General features: G+C 70.0%; 18 protein-coding genes and 1 pseudogene. 10 read left to right on the top strand and 9 right to left on the bottom strand.

Features of this window, described 5'->3' with window-relative positions; genetic code table 11:
- Nucleotide 1 precedes the first annotated feature (1 nt).
- The 3 genes from SGFS_RS25190 to SGFS_RS25180 all read right to left on the bottom strand — a co-directional run bounded on the left by SGFS_RS25190 (nucleotide 2) and on the right by SGFS_RS25180 (nucleotide 1,983).
- The gene (locus tag SGFS_RS25190) at nucleotides 2–520 is read right to left on the bottom strand and encodes a Uma2 family endonuclease (RefSeq protein ID WP_286253657.1); all 519 of its coding nucleotides are present in this window, start codon (nucleotides 518–520) and stop codon (nucleotides 2–4) included.
- Nucleotides 460–1,305, bottom strand: a complete 846-nt coding sequence (locus SGFS_RS25185) for a helix-turn-helix domain-containing protein (protein ID WP_286253656.1) — start codon at nucleotides 1,303–1,305, stop codon at nucleotides 460–462. Before SGFS_RS25185 ends, SGFS_RS25190 begins: the two co-directional genes overlap by 61 nt.
- Nucleotides 1,306–1,422: 117 nt before the next feature.
- Nucleotides 1,423–1,983 (bottom strand): ATP-binding protein, encoded by a 561-nt coding sequence (locus SGFS_RS25180; protein ID WP_286260051.1) that lies wholly within the window; start codon nucleotides 1,981–1,983, stop codon nucleotides 1,423–1,425.
- A gap of 136 nt (nucleotides 1,984–2,119) precedes the next feature.
- Here SGFS_RS25180 and SGFS_RS25175 point away from each other — a divergent pair.
- The 3 genes and pseudogenes from SGFS_RS25175 (at nucleotide 2,120) to SGFS_RS25165 (ending at nucleotide 4,002) form a co-directional block, all read left to right on the top strand.
- Nucleotides 2,120–2,882, top strand: a pseudogene (locus SGFS_RS25175) (helix-turn-helix domain-containing protein).
- A complete protein-coding gene (locus SGFS_RS25170; RefSeq protein WP_286253655.1) occupies nucleotides 2,879–3,067 on the top strand; it encodes a DUF397 domain-containing protein in 189 nt (62 codons plus the stop codon). The pseudogene SGFS_RS25175 and the gene SGFS_RS25170 overlap by 4 nt, the downstream one beginning before the upstream one ends.
- A 77-nt stretch (nucleotides 3,068–3,144) precedes the next feature.
- Nucleotides 3,145–4,002, top strand: coding sequence for an intradiol ring-cleavage dioxygenase (locus SGFS_RS25165; RefSeq protein WP_286253653.1), 858 nt, complete (start codon nucleotides 3,145–3,147; stop codon nucleotides 4,000–4,002).
- 15 nt (nucleotides 4,003–4,017) lie between these two features.
- On the opposite strand, the gene SGFS_RS25160 is transcribed toward SGFS_RS25165, so the two are convergent.
- Nucleotides 4,018–4,365: an SsgA family sporulation/cell division regulator gene (locus SGFS_RS25160; RefSeq protein WP_286253651.1), complete on the bottom strand. Its 348-nt coding sequence runs from the start codon at nucleotides 4,363–4,365 to the stop codon at nucleotides 4,018–4,020.
- A 243-nt stretch (nucleotides 4,366–4,608) separates the two neighbouring features.
- On the opposite strand from SGFS_RS25160, the gene SGFS_RS25155 reads away from it, so the two are divergent.
- The 6 genes from SGFS_RS25155 to SGFS_RS25130 all read left to right on the top strand — a co-directional run bounded on the left by SGFS_RS25155 (nucleotide 4,609) and on the right by SGFS_RS25130 (nucleotide 9,585).
- A complete protein-coding gene (locus tag SGFS_RS25155; protein WP_286253650.1) occupies nucleotides 4,609–5,667 on the top strand; it encodes an energy-coupling factor ABC transporter permease in 1,059 nt (352 codons plus the stop codon).
- Between the two features lies 1 nt (nucleotide 5,668).
- Entirely contained in the window at nucleotides 5,669–6,430 is a 762-nt protein-coding gene (cbiQ, locus tag SGFS_RS25150) for a cobalt ECF transporter T component CbiQ (protein WP_286253648.1), read from the top strand.
- Nucleotides 6,418–7,203 (top strand): energy-coupling factor ABC transporter ATP-binding protein, encoded by a 786-nt coding sequence (locus SGFS_RS25145; protein WP_286253646.1) that lies wholly within the window; start codon nucleotides 6,418–6,420, stop codon nucleotides 7,201–7,203. The genes cbiQ and SGFS_RS25145 overlap by 13 nt, the downstream gene beginning before the upstream one ends.
- A 110-nt stretch (nucleotides 7,204–7,313) precedes the next feature.
- Complete coding sequence (locus tag SGFS_RS25140; RefSeq protein ID WP_286253645.1) at nucleotides 7,314–7,778, top strand: MarR family winged helix-turn-helix transcriptional regulator; 465 nt, start codon at nucleotides 7,314–7,316, stop codon at nucleotides 7,776–7,778.
- A 114-nt stretch (nucleotides 7,779–7,892) separates the two neighbouring features.
- Nucleotides 7,893–8,339 carry an organic hydroperoxide resistance protein gene (locus SGFS_RS25135; protein WP_286253643.1) on the top strand — a complete coding sequence of 149 codons (447 nt, stop codon included), beginning with the start codon at nucleotides 7,893–7,895 and terminating at the stop codon, nucleotides 8,337–8,339.
- Nucleotides 8,340–8,409: 70 nt separating this feature from the next.
- On the top strand, nucleotides 8,410–9,585 hold the full coding sequence (locus SGFS_RS25130; RefSeq protein WP_286260050.1) for a serine hydrolase domain-containing protein: 1,176 nt from the start codon (nucleotides 8,410–8,412) through the stop codon (nucleotides 9,583–9,585).
- Nucleotides 9,586–10,004: 419 nt separating this feature from the next.
- Here SGFS_RS25130 and SGFS_RS25125 read toward each other — a convergent pair whose 3' ends face one another.
- From SGFS_RS25125 to SGFS_RS25115, 3 genes are all read right to left on the bottom strand, one after another.
- Complete coding sequence (locus SGFS_RS25125; RefSeq protein ID WP_286253641.1) at nucleotides 10,005–10,280, bottom strand: DUF1876 domain-containing protein; 276 nt, start codon at nucleotides 10,278–10,280, stop codon at nucleotides 10,005–10,007.
- A 92-nt stretch (nucleotides 10,281–10,372) separates the two neighbouring features.
- On the bottom strand, nucleotides 10,373–11,218 hold the full coding sequence (locus SGFS_RS25120) for an EamA family transporter (protein ID WP_286253640.1): 846 nt from the start codon (nucleotides 11,216–11,218) through the stop codon (nucleotides 10,373–10,375).
- Nucleotides 11,215–11,730 carry a YbaK/EbsC family protein gene (locus SGFS_RS25115; protein WP_286253639.1) on the bottom strand — a complete coding sequence of 172 codons (516 nt, stop codon included), beginning with the start codon at nucleotides 11,728–11,730 and terminating at the stop codon, nucleotides 11,215–11,217. Before SGFS_RS25115 ends, SGFS_RS25120 begins: the two co-directional genes overlap by 4 nt.
- Before the next feature lie 152 nt (nucleotides 11,731–11,882).
- Between SGFS_RS25115 and SGFS_RS25110 the strand changes: the two genes are divergently transcribed.
- On the top strand, nucleotides 11,883–12,503 hold the full coding sequence (locus tag SGFS_RS25110; protein ID WP_286253638.1) for an RBBP9/YdeN family alpha/beta hydrolase: 621 nt from the start codon (nucleotides 11,883–11,885) through the stop codon (nucleotides 12,501–12,503).
- Between the two features lie 6 nt (nucleotides 12,504–12,509).
- Here SGFS_RS25110 and SGFS_RS25105 read toward each other — a convergent pair whose 3' ends face one another.
- Together SGFS_RS25105 and SGFS_RS25100 are read right to left on the bottom strand one after the other, a co-directional pair.
- Nucleotides 12,510–14,186, bottom strand: coding sequence for a penicillin-binding transpeptidase domain-containing protein (locus SGFS_RS25105; protein ID WP_286253627.1), 1,677 nt, complete (start codon nucleotides 14,184–14,186; stop codon nucleotides 12,510–12,512).
- A 165-nt stretch (nucleotides 14,187–14,351) separates the two neighbouring features.
- Nucleotides 14,352–15,986 (bottom strand): penicillin-binding transpeptidase domain-containing protein, encoded by a 1,635-nt coding sequence (locus SGFS_RS25100; protein WP_286253626.1) that lies wholly within the window; start codon nucleotides 15,984–15,986, stop codon nucleotides 14,352–14,354.
- Nucleotides 15,987–16,106: the final 120 nt, after the last annotated feature.

The following is a 16,106-nucleotide window of genomic DNA, read 5'->3' as shown; positions in this document are numbered from 1 at the left end:
CCTACTTCTGCGGGTAGCGCGGCAGCCCATCCGTCGAGATCGTCCAGTCGCCGATGGTGACGTCCTCGCCATGGACGAAGTCCTTGCGGGTGGCCCAGCGGGGGCCGTCCGGGGTGGAGTGCATGTCGGTGAGGACGGCGCCTTCGCCGGTGCGGGGGTCGAAGATCGCGTAGATGGGGATGCCGAGCAGGGGGTAGTCGCGCAGCTTGGTGACCCAGTCGTCGTCGGGGTTGGAGCGGGAGACGACCTCGGCGGCGTAGATCGTGCGGGGATCGAAGGTTCCTTCGACCTCCATGTCGGCTTCAGCGATCACCATCACCTCGGGGCGTCGCATGATGCCTTCGGACTCGCCTTCCACGTCCGGCTCACCGGTATGGGCCACGATCTCTTCCGGCATCACCTTTTCCAGGCGCTTCCGAAGGCGCAGCACGGTGAGCTCGTGCGGCCCGATGGGCGACATCATGTCGTGGACGATCCCTTCCTTGGTGATCTCGAACTTGCCGGGGAGGGTGTCGTCCATCGACTGAACGAAGTCCCGCATGGCCCGGTACTGGTAGGTAGGCCCTCGGGTGGGAGGTCGGTGGTGAGGGCGTGGCGTACGGCCGTCGGGCCGACGTCGCGTTGCAGCCAGGCCGCGACGCCCGGGGCGAGGTGGTTGGTGTCGCAGGCGGAGAGGAACAGACGGGGGTCTCGGTGGCGGAGGTCCGCGAGCAGGTCGGTGGCTGTCCGGAGCAGGGTGGGGGAGGGATAGGCGGGTTGGGGTACGGGGGGTAGGGGCTTGCGGGGTACGCGCTCGCGCTTCTTCGGGGCGGGCGGGTGCGTCGGTGTGGGTGTGGGTGTGGGTGTGGGTGCGGGTGCGGGGCGTACCGGGTCTGCGCTCGGCTCGGTTTCTACGTCGGCCTCCGCCCTGCGGCCCGGCTGGTTGCAGGAGGTCGTCCGGGTGATGATCTGGCCGTTGGGGGTGCGTACGTGTTCGCGGCGCAGGTAGCCGTGGGTTTCCAGTTCGCGCAGGGCGGCGGCGACGCGCGCCCTGCTCTCCGGGAAGCGGTCCGCGAGGGTCCTGATGTCGACGTGGGAGTTCTGCGGAAGCGACTGGATGTGCACACCCAGTCCGATCGCCAGGCCGGACAGTTCCGGGTGCTGGGCCAGATGGTTGCCGACCACCGTGAAGCGGGTGGTGTGGCGGGTGTGGTCGTGGATCAGACCGCCCCCGGAGTGGCCGGAGTGGGGCCGCCGGTGCGGGTGGTTGTTGCCCGCAACGCGGGACCGGGCGCGCGAGGGCGCGCTAGGGTGCTGCGTATCCATCGGGAAGCTCCTACTTCCTCGGTGGTCAGGCCCTCGCATTGGGATTGCCGTCCCGGCGGGGGCCGTCGCATGTCTGCGGTTGTTTGTGGGGGTTGTGCTGCGCTGAGCGTAGAGGTATCAACCGACCCGAAATCCAGCCGAGTTGGCGATGTTCACCCGCGAGGGTGAGTTTGCGCTCGGCGGGGCGGGATGGGGTGGGGCTTGGTCGGGTTCTCTCACTCCGGTAGTCCTTTGGCTTTGATCGCCCACGGCACCGGAGCCCGGGTTTCCGGCTTCCGGTGGCAGAACGATTTCCGCCCAGACCGTCTTGCGCGGCCGCAACCCCTCCGCCAGGCCCCAGCGATGGGCCAGCGCGTCCACGATGACCAGACCCCGGCCCGTCTCGCTGTCCGGTTCCGCGTCGTGTCGGACCTGTGGCAGCCGGTCGTCACGGGTGTCCGTGAGTTCTACGCGCAGGGTGTCGGCGATGACGTAGAGGGTGAGGCGGAAGTCGCGTCCGGGTACGCGGCCGTGGGTCGCCGCGTTCGCCGCCAGCTCGGCCACGATGTGCTCCGCCGGGTCCAGCGGCAGCCCCCAGGTGCGGAGTTGCTCCGTCGCCAGCAGACGGGCGAGGCGGGCGCCGCGCGGTGTGGGGGACAGCAGCACGCTGAAGGTGGGGATGGGGGTTTCCTGGTTCACATCACTCAGCGTGGCCGACTCCGCCTGCGGTGACCTGCCGTGACGCCTGTGCGTACGGGAACTGTCCGGGCTTTGTCCCGCCTTGTCTCGGCTGTCCTGGGTGTCGTACGGGTACGGGTGCGCGTTGGAGGTGGACATGAACGACGTTGCGGAAGAAGCGGGTTGGGATGTCGAGCCGGGGGACGAGATCGCGTCCCTTGTGGAAGCCGTGGGGCGCCTGATGCGGCACTTCCGCGAGGCCGCAGGCCTGCGGGCGGCCGACTTCGCCGAGGCACTCGGGTACGGCGAGGATCAGGTCCGGAAGATGGAGCGCGGGGTACGCATTCCCCGGCCGGAGACCCTGGACAAGGCGGACGAGGTGCTGGGCGCGCGGGGAAGCCTCAAGGCGTTCAAGGAGGACATGAGGAGGGCGCGCTACCCGAAGAAGGTTCGGGAGCTGAAGGCTCTGGAGGATCGGGCGGTCGAGGTGCTGCTCTACAGCAACCACAACATGCATGGCTTGTTGCAGACGCAGGAGTACGCGCGGGTGTTGTTCGAGATGTGGCAGCCCGCGTACTCGCCGGACGTTGTGGAGCGAGAGACCGCCGCACGCATCGCCCGTAAGTCGATCTTCGAACGAGAGCCCGCACCAACGCTCAGCTTCGTCCAGGAACAGGTGACACTGGAACGCCCCTACGGTGGGAAAATGGTGCTACGCCGACAACTCGAACACCTGCTGGAGGTGGCGCGGTTGCGGAACGTCACGTTGCAGGTCATGCCGACCGACCGTGAGGAACACGCCGGGACGCACCCCAAGGACCTTCATACCCTTGAGTTGCGGTATGGCATGATCCGAGCCCAGGCTCTCCCCCCCTAGGGAGTCGCTGGACTTCATCGAGCAAGCGCTGGGGAGACTATGAGCGCCACTGAACTCCACTGGTTCAAGAGCAGCTACAGCAGCTCAGGCGAGGCCGGCGACTGCGTCGAAGTAGCCATAGCCCCCACCAGCATCCACATCCGCGACTCGAAGAACCCCGCCTCCCCCCACCTCACCCTCACCCCCACCCCCTGGGCCCTCTTCCTCAAGAACCTCTCGGTGGACTGAAAGCAATCGCACAGCAATCGCTCATAGCATCTGGCGCATTCCATGACGGGAACCCGAAGAGAACGCGCAGGCACACCATGAGCGAGAAGACCCGCAGTCACAGCCACGGCCACCATCACGACGACGAGCACGAGATCGACGGGGGGCTCGCCCACGACATCCCCATGTTCGCCCGCCGCCGCATGATCAGACTGCTGGCGGGCGCGAGCATGGCCCCGCTGTTGGTGGCCTGCGGTTCGGATTCGGATGACTCGGCGTCGTCCTCCTCGGGCTCGTCCTCATCGGGTTCGTCCTCGTCCGGCTCGGACTGTGAGGTCATCCCGACGGAGACGGCCGGCCCGTACCCCGGTGACGGTTCGAACGGCCCGAACGTGCTCAAGGAGAGCGGAGTCGTCCGCAAGGACATCACGAAGAGCTTCGGTTCGGCGAGCGGTGTCGCCGAGGGCATCCCGCTGACGGTCACGCTGACCGTCGTCGACCAGGCCTCCGGCTGCGACACCCCGAAGGAGGGCGCGGCCGTCTACCTCTGGCACTGCGACCGCGAGGGCCGGTACTCCCTCTACTCCGAGGGCGTCACCGAGGAGAACTACCTGCGCGGCGTCCAGGAGACGGACGAGAAGGGCCAGGTCACGTTCACCTCGATCTTCCCGGCCTGCTACACGGGCCGCTGGCCGCACATCCACTTCGAGGTGTACGGCAGCCTGGACGACGCCACCGCCGCCCAGAACATCGTGGCGACCTCGCAGCTCGCGTTCCCGAAGGACGTCTGCGACACGGTCTACGCGACGGACGGCTACAGCCAGAGCGTCAGCAACCTGGGCCAGCTCTCCCTGGAGACCGACAACATCTTCAGCGACGGCTACGACCAGCAGCTCGCCACCCTCAAGGGCGACACCGACAAGGGGTACACGGCCACGCTGACCGTCCCCGTGTAGCCCTGGCGACCGGTGTCAGCCCCTGACCGGCGTCGCCATGTACGTCCGCCGCAAGAAGCGGATCAGCGTCTTCGAGTCGAACTGCATCACCGCGACGCCCTGCGCCGAGTGCAGTTCCATGACCGCCTGGACGCGGCCCAGGGGCCAGATGCGTACGTCTCCGGTGCCGGTCGGGGTGCGCAGGCCGCGTTCGAGGAGGTCACGGGAGAAGGTCCACTCCTGGGAGCCGGGCAGGTCGACGTGGACGGCGGCGGGCTGGGCGTCGTCGGGGTCGTAGCGGAAGAGGACCGGGACGGTGTCCTGGGCCTCGGGCGAGTCCGTGACGACATGGGCCCGGGCGTACTGCTCGACGACTACAGACATCGATCGGCTCCTCACGCTGCGTTACCCGAGCAGGGGGCGGAAGCTATGCGTCCGCTATCCGCTTTGTCTCTAATGTCGCATATTTTCGTTCGTTCGCTTCCGGAGCGTTCCCGGGTGCCGTTCCGGCAAGCCGGTCGCTAATCGGCAACTACGCGCTCTTGCGAAGGGATTGCAACAAGGCTCTATCATCGTAAGGTTCCAGCCAGCCGTGGCTTGGCCCCGACCGAGGAGAGCGAGCCCTCCATGCACGTGCCCGACGGATTCATCAACGCACCCGTCTCGGCGGTCGCCGGAGTCGTCGCCGTCGGTGCCGTCGCCGTGAGTCTGCGCGGGGCGCGGCGCGAGCTGGACGAGCGGACGGCGCCGCTGGCCGGGCTCGTCGCCGCCTTCATCTTCGCCGTGCAGATGCTGAACTTCCCGGTCGCCGCCGGGACGAGCGGGCATCTGCTGGGCGGGGCACTGGCCGCGATACTCGTGGGGCCGTACACGGGTGTCCTGTGCGTGTCCGTCGTGCTGCTGATGCAGGGGATCCTCTTCGCGGACGGCGGCCTCACCGCGCTCGGTGTCAACATCACCGTCATGGCGGTCGTGACATCCGTCGTCGCCTACGCCGTCTTCCGAGGACTGGTCATGGTGCTGCCGAGGACCCGGCGCTCCGTCACCGTCTCCGCCTTCGTGGCCGCGCTGCTCTCCGTGCCGGCCGCCGCCGTCGCCTTCACGCTCGTCTACGCGATCGGCGGCACGACCGACGTACCGATCGGGTCCGTTCTCACCGCCATGGTCGGTGTGCATGTGCTGATCGGCATCGGCGAGGCCGTGATCACCGCGCTGACCGTCGGCGCCGTCATCGCCGTACGGCCCGATCTCGTGCACGGGGCCCGTGGGCTCACCGCGCCGCTGAAGCTGCGGGTCGGCGGCGAACTCGTCGACGCGCCAACAGCGCGGCCCACCCCCGTCGCCGCCCGCTCCCCCCGCAAACTGCTGCTCGCCGGGCTCGGTGTCTCCCTCCTCCTCGCCGGGTTCGTCAGCTTCTACGCCTCCGCCAACCCCGACGGGCTGGAGAAGGTGGCAGCCGACAAGGGCATCGACGCCAAGGTCGAGGACCACGCCGCCGCCGACTCCCCCCTCGCCGACTACGGCGTCGAGGGGCTGACCGACGCCCGGCTCTCCAGCGGTCTCGCGGGCGTGATCGGCGTCGGCGTCACCGTCGTCGCCGGCACCGGCGTCTTCTGGGCCGTACGCAAACGCCGTACCGACCAGGCCGCCGCCACGCCCACCTCCGTGCCCAAGAGCGTCGCCTGAGGTGGGCGCGGGTCACGCACACAAGCTCTACCGGCACGCGCACTCGCCCGTGCACGGTCTGCCGCCGCACACCAAACTCGCGGCCGTCTTCGCCTTCGTCGTGGTGGTCGTCTCCACGCCCCGGGAGGCGGTCTGGGCGTTCGGGTTCTACGCCGTACTGCTGGGCGCGGTCGCGTACGTGGCCCGCGTGCCCGCCGGGTTCGTGCTCCGGCGGCTGCTCATCGAGATCCCGTTCGTCGGGTTCGCCGTGCTCATGCCGTTCGTGGCGCAGGGCGAGCGCGTCGAGGTCATGGGGCTGTCCCTCAGCGTCAGCGGGCTGTGGGGCGCCTGGAACGTCCTCGCCAAGGGCACGCTCGGCGTCGCCGCCTCCGTACTCCTCGCCGCCACCACCGAACTGCGCGAACTCCTCCTCGGCCTGCAACGCCTCAAACTGCCGCCGCTCCTCGTCCAGATCGCGTCCTTCATGATCCGGTACGGAGACGTCATCACCGACGAGATGCGGCGGATGCGGATCGCCCGCGAGTCGCGCGGCTTCGAGGCGAGCGGCGTACGGCACTGGGGCGTGCTCGCCAAGTCGGCCGGGGCGCTGTTCATCCGCTCCTACGAGCGGGGGGAGCGCGTGCATCTGGCCATGATCAGCCGGGGGTACGCCGGTGCCATGCCCGTCATCGACGAGGTGACCGCGTCCCGGGCCCAGTGGTCGTACGCCCTCACCCTTCCGTTCGCCGCGCTCCTCGTATGTCTGTTGGGATGGACCCTGTGACCGCCACGACCTCCGCCTCGCCTGAGGGCCCCTCACTCGAAGTCGCCGGGCTCGCCTTCGCCTATCCCGACGGCCACCAGGCCCTCTTCGGCGTCGACTTCACCATCGGGCGCGGTGAGCGGGTCGCGCTGCTCGGGCCCAACGGCGCCGGCAAGACGACCCTCGTGCTGCACCTCAACGGCATCCTCACCGGCGGTGCGGGCACGGTGACCGTCGCCGGGCTGCCCGTCGGCAAGCGGCACATGGCGGAGATCCGGCGGAAGGTCGGCATCGTCTTCCAGGACCCGGACGATCAGCTCTTCATGCCGACCGTGCGGGAGGACGTGGCCTTCGGCCCGGCCGCGGCGGGAATCAAGGGCCCCGAGCTGGAAGCGCGCGTGGACAAGGCCCTCGGGCAGGTCGGCATGGCCGAGTTCAAGGAGCGGCCGCCGCACCACCTCTCCTTCGGTCAGCGGCGCCGGGTGGCCGTGGCGACCGTGCTCGCCATGGAGCCGGAGATCCTCGTCCTCGACGAACCCTCGTCCAACCTCGACCCGGCCTCGCGCCGCGAACTCGCCGACATCCTGCGCTCGTTGGACGTCACCGTCCTCATGGTCACGCACGACCTGCCGTACGCCCTCGAACTGTGCCCGCGCGCACTGATCCTCAGCGAGGGCGTGATCGCGGCCGACGGGACGACCGGTGATCTGCTCGCCGACGACGTGCTGATGCGGGCGCACCGCCTTGAACTGCCATTCGGCTTCGACCCGCGCTCGGTCACGACGAGTCGCTGACGACAGGTAGGTGTTCACTTCGGTAACCGGTAAAACCGGTTACCGAAGTGAACCAGGGTAGATGCCGACCGGTGGGCCGTCGCGGACGGCGTCCGTGACAATGTGGGGCCGTGACGAATCAAGAGGACGCCGCGTGGCGCGGGTCGCTGCTCCTCGACGAGCAGTTGTGCTTCGCGTTGTACGCGGCCCAGCGTGCGGTCACCGCCGCATACCGCCCGCTGCTCGACGAACTCGGCCTCACCTACCCGCAGTACCTGGTGATGATGGCCCTCTGGGAGCGCGGCGAGAGCACGGTCAAGGAGCTGGCGGGCGCCCTGCGGCTCGACTACGGCACGGTGTCGCCGCTGCTGAAACGGCTGGAGGCGGCGGGGCTGCTGAGCAGGGAGCGGTCGGCCCGCGACGAGCGCTCGGTGCAGGTCACGCTCACCGGGCGCGGTGAGCAGCTCCGCGAGCGCGCGGTCACCGTCCCCGGCACGCTGTTCGCGGCCACCGGGCTGCACGGCGGCGAGGTGGCCCGGCTGCGCGAGGAGCTGTGGCGGCTGGCGGAGCGGGCGGCGGAGGCGGCCGGACGCTGACCGCCCACCGTGGGTTACCCGCGGTTACTACCCCCCGGTAATGAATAACTGCCTACCGCTCGGTACCTTGTGCACGATGTACTTGCGTGCGCTTGTTTCTGGGGGAGGCCGATCATGACCGACGACGCCGTAGCTGACACCCGTCCCACGAAAATCATGTACGTCGCGGAGGCCACCGCGCACGGCGGCCGCGACGGCTACATCACCAGCCAGGACGGCCAGATCGAGCTGAAGGTCGCGATGCCCCCGCAGATGGGCGGCGACGGCAACGGCACCAACCCCGAGCAGCTGTTCGCCGCCGGGTACAGCTCCTGCTTCCACAACGCGCTCGTCCTGGTCGGCCGCCGCGAGGGCTACGACCTGACCGGCTCCACGGTCGCCGCGAAGGTCGGCATCGGCCCCAACAAGCAGCGCGGCTACGGACTCGCCGTCGCCCTCAGCGTCTCCCTCCCGGTCATCGACCAGGGCATCGCGGCCAAGCTCGTCGACGCGGCCCACCAGGTCTGCCCGTACTCGAACGCGACCCGCGACAACATCGACGTCACGATCCTGCTGGGCTGAGGAATCGAAGGTCTCGTACCCGTGTTGCACTCGATGTCGTGAGTGCGAGCAGGCAGGGAGTACGGGCGTGGTGGACGTGAGCGGCCTGGTGGCCGACGGTTTCGAGCCGGTCAGGGACGCGTTCGTACGCAACTTCGACACGCTCGGCGAACGGGGCGCGGCGGTCGCCGTCTACCGCCAGGGCCGCAAGGTCGTCGATCTGTGGGCGGGCACGCGGGACTTCGACGGGGACCTGAAGGACGGTGGCGCGCCCTGGGAACAGGACACCGCGCAGATCGTCCGCTCGGCGACCAAGGGTGTCGCCGCCGCCGTACTCCTGCTGCTGCGCCGACGCGGGGAGCTGGACCTGGACGCGCCGGTCGGGGAGTACTGGCCGGAGTACAAGACGGCGGGCAAGGAACGGACGCTGGTGCGCCACCTGCTCTCCCACCGGGCCGGCGTCCCGGTCCTGGACCGGCCGCTGACCCCGGCGGAGGCGGCCGACCCGGCGCTCGGCGCGGCGGCGGTCGCCGCGCAGGCCCCCGTCTGGGAGCCGGGCACGGACCACGGCTATCACGCGCAGACGTTCAGCTGGCTCACCGGCGAACTGGTCAGGCGGGTCTCCGGGCGCGCGATCGGCGACTGGATCGCGGACGAGATCGCCGAGCCGCTGGGCCTGGACCTGTGGGTAGGGCTGCCCGCGGAGGAGGCGGGCCGGGTGGGCCGGGTCGGCCAGGTCGAGGCGCCGGTGGCGGCGGGCGCCCTGAAGACCCGCCCCAAGCGGTCGGTCTCCGAGGCCTACAAGGACCCCGGCTCCCTCACCCGCCGCGCCTTCGCCGCGATCACACCACTCCCGGACGAGAACGACCCGGCGTACCGCGCCGCCGCCCTGCCCGCCTCCAACGGCATCGCCACGGCCGCCTCCCTGGCCCGCTTCTACGCCGCGCTGATCGGCGAAGTCGAGGGCGGGACACGGCTGTTCGACCCCGAGACCGTCGAACTGGCCCGGACCGAGCAGTCCGCCGGCGCCGACCGCGTCCTCGTCGTCCACACCCGCTTCGGCCTCGGCTACATGCTCCACGGCACGGCCTCGCCCCTGCTGTCCCCCACGTCCTTCGGCCACCCCGGCCGAGGTGGTGCCCTCGGCTTCGCCGACCCCGAGTCGGGCCTCGCCTTCGGATACGTGACGAACGGCTTCCGCAAGAGCGTGACGGCGGACGCACGGGCGCAGGCGCTGGTGCGGGCGCTGCGGGAGTCTCGCGTCTAGAGAGGGCGCGCCCCTGGGATCAGAAGAGGCGCGCCCCCGAGGGAGGTGGGGGCGCGCCCCGTGAAGGGCGAGGGGAACCGCGCGAGCAGCCACATACGGCCCGCAGTCGCCGTATCGCAGTCCCCACCGAGTCATAAGGCGCCCGGTCCCCCTGCGGAGCTTCCGGCGGAGCGTCCGGCGGCCGGATCGGGCCAGGGCTCCCCCGAGTGTCCTGGCCCGTTCCTCCTGATCCGGACGACCGCCTTCCGAAGCGGCGAACACCAGCATGCGTCGCAGACCGGCGCATGTCGTTGCCTCTCGCTACACAGCTACTTGGCGGAGAGTGAACGATTCACGGAGAAGGAACCGGGCGGGGGAGACCCGGACAGTCGGCAGCCCGGGGCCGCGCCCCGGGCCCCGGGCTGGACACATGGGATCGGTCAGAGCGCTATCGAGTGCGACGTCCTGCCCGAGGCGTCGTCGATCTCGCCGTGTGCCTTGGTGAGCAGTTTCATCGCCAGCTCGTTGAGGGCCCTCGCCCCCGCTATCTCCTCGCCGACCCGCGGCTGATTGGAGTCGGAGCGGTGGCGGCTGGCGTAGCCGTTGGCCCGTACCTCGTTCCCGTCGGGAAGCCGTACGAGGGCCGCCGCCCGTGTGCGCTGTTCGTCCTCCTCGAATTCCAGCTCGACATGCCATCCGACAGCGGTGTGCATCATGACGATCACCTCCGGAACCGCTTCTTCCAGAGTGCTCCTCCGGGCCCGCCGACGCACGGGCAGGAGGAGGGGAGAACCCGGCGTACTCACGTCTACCCGGCCCGCAGCATCAGGCCGATCCCCACCACCAGCAACCCCGCCGCCACGATCCGGGGAGCCCCGAACCGCTCCTTGAAGAACACCGCACCGATCGCCGCGCCCACGATGATCGACGACTCGCGCAGCGCCGCGACGGGCGCCAGCTCCGCCTTCGTCTGCGCCCACAGGACGAGGCCGTACGCCCCCACGGACAGCGCGGCGCCCAGCAACCCCACCGCCGCGTACGGCCGCAGCCGCGCGACCGTCCCGCCCCGCCAGCGCCAGAGCGCGTACGCCGGGATCGCCAGCCCCTCCAGCGCCATCAGCCAGGCGATGTAGCCCGGGGCGGACCCCGAGGCCCGTACGCCCAGACCGTCCACCACCGTGTACGCCGCGATCGACAGGCCGGTGGCCAGCGCCGCCCCGATCGCCGCCCAGTGCGGCCTGCTGCCGCGCATGCCCCACAGCGCGACCCCGGTCAGCCCGGCGCAGCTCACCGCGATGCCGGCGGCCGCCAGGCCGTTCGGTACCTCGTGCGCGAAGACGGCGGCGAGGACGGTCACGACGAGGGGCGCGGAGCCGCGGGCGAGGGGGTACGCCTGCCCGAAGTCGCCGAGCCGGAACGACGTCATCAGGAGGATGTAGTAGCCGAGGTGGATCACCGCGGAGGCGATCAGATACGGCCACGCGCCGGCCGCCGGTACCGGTACGAACGGGATGGCGACGAACCCGATGAGCGCGCCGCCGCCCGCGATCAGCGTGAAGCCGACCAGCTTGTCCGTGATGCGGTGGGCTATCGCGTTCCAGCCGGCGTGGGTGACCGCGGCGAGCAGCACCGCCGCGGTGACGACGGGCGTCACGCGCTCTGCTCGCGCACGTCCACGAGGTTGCCGTCGGCGTGCGCGATCAGCGACTTGGGGTCCATGGGGAAGACGGTGTACGGCGTACCGGCCGCGGCCCACACCACGTCGTGCTCCAGCAGCGAACGGTCGGCCAGTACGCGGGTCTTCGTCCGGTGGCCGAAGGGCGGGACACCGCCGATCGCGTACCCGGTCGTCTCCCGTACGACGTCGGCCCTGGGCCGGGTCACCTTGTCGGCGCCGAGCTCCTGCCGGACGCGCTCGACATCGACGCGGGAGGCGCCGTCCATCAGGACCAGAACCGGGACGCCGTCCGCCGCGAAGATCAGGGACTTGCAGATCTGGCTCAGCTCGCAGCCGATCGCCGCGGCGGCCTCGGTGGCGGTCCGGGTCGCCTCCGGGAAGCGCCGGACCTCACCGAGCAACATCCCCAGCCCCAGCGTGTCGAGTGCCTCGGCGAAACGGGGGTGGGCTCCGGAGTCGGCGGTGTCCTGCGAGGGGTTCGTGGTCATGCCGGGCACGCTAGCGGTGGGGGCGGTGAGGAGGCGACCGAGTTCCGCGTGCGCGACAAGCCCGCACCTGCCCGCAGCCGATGAACCGGCCCCCCTCTCAACCACAGAGACGGCACTGGACCAATCTGATCCATCTCGCCCACCATCGGCGCATGACAGTCAACGACCGCGCCTTCCTCATCCTCCACGGCTGGCAGAACCACCGCCCGGCCACCCACTGGCAGCACTGGTTGGCAGACCGGCTCAGTGATCTGGGCCACGAGGTCGCCTACCCGCAGCTCCCGGAACCCGACGACCCCGACCTGGAGCGATGGCTCGCCGAACTCGACGCACTGCTGGGCGAGTTGGAGGGCAGATCCATCACCGTGCTCTGCCACAGCCTGGCCTGCCTGCTGTGGCTGCACGCGGTCGCCCGTGAGGACGTCCTGCCCGGCCGGAACATAGACCGCGTCCTCCTCATCGCCCCACCCTCCGCCGACGTCGCGCACCGGAACCCGGAGATCGCCGAGTTCGCCCCGCCCCCGCTGACGCCCGCCCGACTCGCCGAGGCCGCCGCGTACACCCGCGTCGTGGGCAGCGACAACGACCCGTACTGCCCGCGCGGCGCGGCCACCGAGTACGCCGAACCCCTGGGCCTGCCCGCCGACGTAATCCCGGGCCAGGCCCACCTCAACCCCGACGCGGGCTACGGCGACTGGCCGTCACTGCTCGACTGGTGCCTGGAGCCGTCGGCGGAGACGTACGAGAAGGCGGCCGTCGAGGGCCGCGGCTGACGACGGTCAGCCGCCCGCGCGCAGCAGCGCCGCCACGATCGGCCCCGCCGACTCACTGCCGTGGCCGCCCTCCTGGACCACCCCGGCGGAGGCCAGATCGCCCTTCCAGGCCGTGAACCAGCCGTTGGGCTCCTCCTGGCCGTCGACCTCGGCGGAACCGGTCTTGGCGCCGTAGTCGGGGCCGAGACCGGACATGGCCTCGGCGGCCGTGCCGTACGCCGCCGTGTACCGCAGGAGTTCGGTCAGCTGGGAGCGGACCGTGGCCGACAGGGGACGGGAGGCGGTCGCGAGGGCGCGGCCGTCGACCGACGGGGAGACGAGATACGGCTGCTTGAAGACGCCCGTCTTGGCCGTCGATACGACGGACGCCATGTTCAGCGGGTTCATCCGCACCCCGCCCTGGCCGATCAGCGACGCCGCCATCGGGGCCGCGCTCTGCACCGGCACGGAGCCGTCGAAGGTCGGCACGCCGATGGCCCAGTTGTTCATACCGAGGCCGAAGACCTGCTGGGCCTCCAGGGTCAGGGAGTTGTCGTCGAGTTTCTTCGCCTGCGAGATGAAGGCCGTGTTGCAGGACCGGGCGAAACTCGCCTTGAACGAGCCGTTCTTGATCTCGAACTTGTCGTCGTTCTGGAACTTCCAGCCGCCGTACGAGGAGTACTTCGGGCACGGGTGGACCTTGTCCGCCGAGGCCAGCCCCTTGTCGATGAGCAGCGCGGACGACACGATCTTCATGGTCGAGCCGGGGGCGAGGGAGCCCTGGAAGGCCGTGTTGAAGTTCGGGTTGGAGTTCGCGACGGCCAGGATCTCGCCGGTCGAGGGGCGCATCACGACGACCGAGGCCCGCTCGGTGGCGCCGACCCGCTTCTCGGCCTCGGCCTGGAGGGTGGGGCTGAGCGTGGTTCTGACGGTGCCCGGCGTGCCCTCGCTCAGCTCCAGCAGCGTCTTGTCGGCGGTCTTCTTCTTGCCCTTCTCGGCCTTGGCGCGCACGACCCGCAGCTCGATGCCCGCCTTGCCGCCCGCCTTCTCACCGAACTTCTCCCGCAGCCCGTCCAGCACCGTGCCGAGCGAGGGGTACTTCTTCGTCGTCATCTCGCCGCCGTCCCGGTCGAGGGCCTTCACCGGAGGCGTGCCCGCCTCGCCGGTCACCAGCCGGTCGCCCTCGGCCAGCGCGGGATGGACGACGGACGGCTGCCAGCTCACCACCGGCTCGCCGTCCTTCCTCGCCCGTACGACAGTGAGGGAGGACTCGTAGGCGAGCGGCTTGCTCGTGCCCTTGTAGGCGACCGTGCCCTTGACGGAGAAGGCGACCTCGTCGCCGGCGCGCTTGCCGCGGGTCAGCTTCACGTCCTTGACGTGCGCGTCCTTGGTGAAGCCGGTCAGCGCGGTCTTCGCCGCCGCCGAGTCGTCGGTCGCGGCGGCGGCCTTGGCGGGGCTGCCGCCCTGCCAGGCGGTGAGGAAGGCGGTGGCGGCCGTACGGACCTCGGAGGCGGACAGCGGGCCGGTCTTCACGGCCTTGGCGTCACCGGCTGAACCGACCTCGGCGACCGCGCCGCCGCCGAACACGTAGTACACGGCGAACGCGCCACCGCCGAGCACCGCGGCGGCCATCCCGCCCAGTGCGAGCGGCCGCTTCGACTTCGCCGCCGACGTCCGCTCGGCGACCCGCCTTCTCTTACCCACGCTCCCGACCTTCCACTGCCCCCGACCGCCCCACACGCCTCCAACGAGGCTCCCCACAGTAGAGTCCCGCACCGACAGGGGTGACGTGAGCCACGGAAGTCTCATATGCCGGGCAGAGGAGGGCGCCTTTCGAACGGACATGGCAACAGCGCCCTCCAGAACAGGTCATCCCGCCCGCAGCACATCCACGACAACGGGCCCGGCAGCCTCGCCCCCGCGCCCACCGCCCTCCACCATCGCGGCGGCGGCCACATCCCCCCGGAACCCGGTGAACCAACTGTCCGCCGACGCCTGCCCATCCACCTCCGCGGAGCCGGTCTTCGCCCCGATGTCGCCAGTCAGCTTGGACATCACCGGCTGAGCGGTCCCCTGCGTCGCCGTAAGCCGCATCATCTGCTTGAGCTGCGCGGACGTGCTCTGCTTCAGTCCCTTCGCCGTGGCCAGATCACGATCGTCCAGCTCCCGCGAGACGAGATACGGCTGCCGGAACTGCCCCGTGATCGCGGTCGCCGTCACCGACGCCATGTTCAGCGGGTTCATCTGCACCTCGCCCTGCCCGATGGCGTTGGCGGCACGGTTCGGCCCGGTGGAGGGCGGCACGCTGCCGTCGAAGGAGGTGATGCCGGTCTGCCAGTTGTCCTTGCCGAGCCCGAATCGTTCCTGGGCCTCCTTCGTCAGCGAGGCGTCGTCCAGCGGCTTCTCGTCGATGAGCTTGATGAAGGCGGTGTTGCAGGAGCGCATGAAGCTGTTGGCGAGGGTGGCCTTCGGGGTCTCGTCGGCCTTCAGGCCCGGGAGGTTGTGGAAGGTCTGGCTCTGCCACATGGCGGTGTCCGGGCAGGGCGCGGGGCCGTTCATCGAGGTCACGCCGTTGTCGATGAGCATCGCGGCGGTGATGATCTTCATGGTGGAGCCGGGGGCGACCTTCCCCTCGAAGGCCGCGTTGAAGGCGTCCTTCGTACGGTTGTTGGCGACGGCCAGCACCTGGCCGGTGCTGGGCTGCACGGCGACGACCGACGAGTCGGCGTACTTCTTCACGGCCTTCTCGGCGGCGGCCTGCGCCTTGGCGCTGATGGTGGTGGGCAGCTTGCCGGTCTTGCCCTTGGCGAGGGTGAGGAGCGTGGTGTCCGCGGCCTCGGTCGTGGTGTGCTGGATCGCCAGCTCGATGCCGGGGGTGCCGCCCGCCTTGTCGCCGTATCGCTCGCGCAGGGTGTCGAGGACCGGCCCGAGGGAGGGGTACTTCTCCTTGGTCAGTTCGGCGCCGTCACGGTCCACCGGCTCGATGGGCGGGGCGGCGGCCTCCCCCGTGAACAGCACGTCGCCCTTCTTCAACTCGGGGTGCAGGACGGACGGTTGCCAGTCCACCAGCGCCCGCCCGGTGGTCTTCCCGCGCACGACGGTGAGGGACGACTTGTACGTGAGCGCCGCGCTCTTGCCCTTGTACGCCACGGTGGCCTTGACGGAGAACGGAACGGTCCGCTTGCCGGCGCCGGTGGGCGCACCCGCCTCGATCTTCACGTCGTCGATGCGCGCGGTGTCGAAGTAGCCGGTGAACATCCTTCCGGCGTCACCGGCGTTGTTCGTGTACGAGGACGCCGTGACCGAGTCGCCCTTCTCCCAGGCCGCGAAGAACTTCTCGGTGGTCTCCTCGACCTCGTCGCCACTGGGTGGCCCGGTCCGTTTCTCCGCACTCGTACCACCGTCGCCGAGCGCGTCCACGAAGTTGTACGCCCCGTACCCGGCGCCCCCCACCAGCGCCACGAGCACCCCGCCGACGATGGCGATCTTGACTCCCTTGCGCATCTCGCGATTCCTCCCCGTTGCTTCCCCGTTGGTGCCCTTGCGGACGGTTTCCGAGTATTTTGAACACGTTCAGAAATGCTCGATCGGGGTCACTGTAGGCAGGGGAGGTGAACGTGGGGG

The organism is Streptomyces graminofaciens, from assembly GCF_030294945.1.
Taxonomy (GTDB): domain Bacteria; phylum Actinomycetota; class Actinomycetes; order Streptomycetales; family Streptomycetaceae; genus Streptomyces; species Streptomyces graminofaciens.
This window is presented reverse-complemented; position numbering and strand designations above follow the sequence as displayed.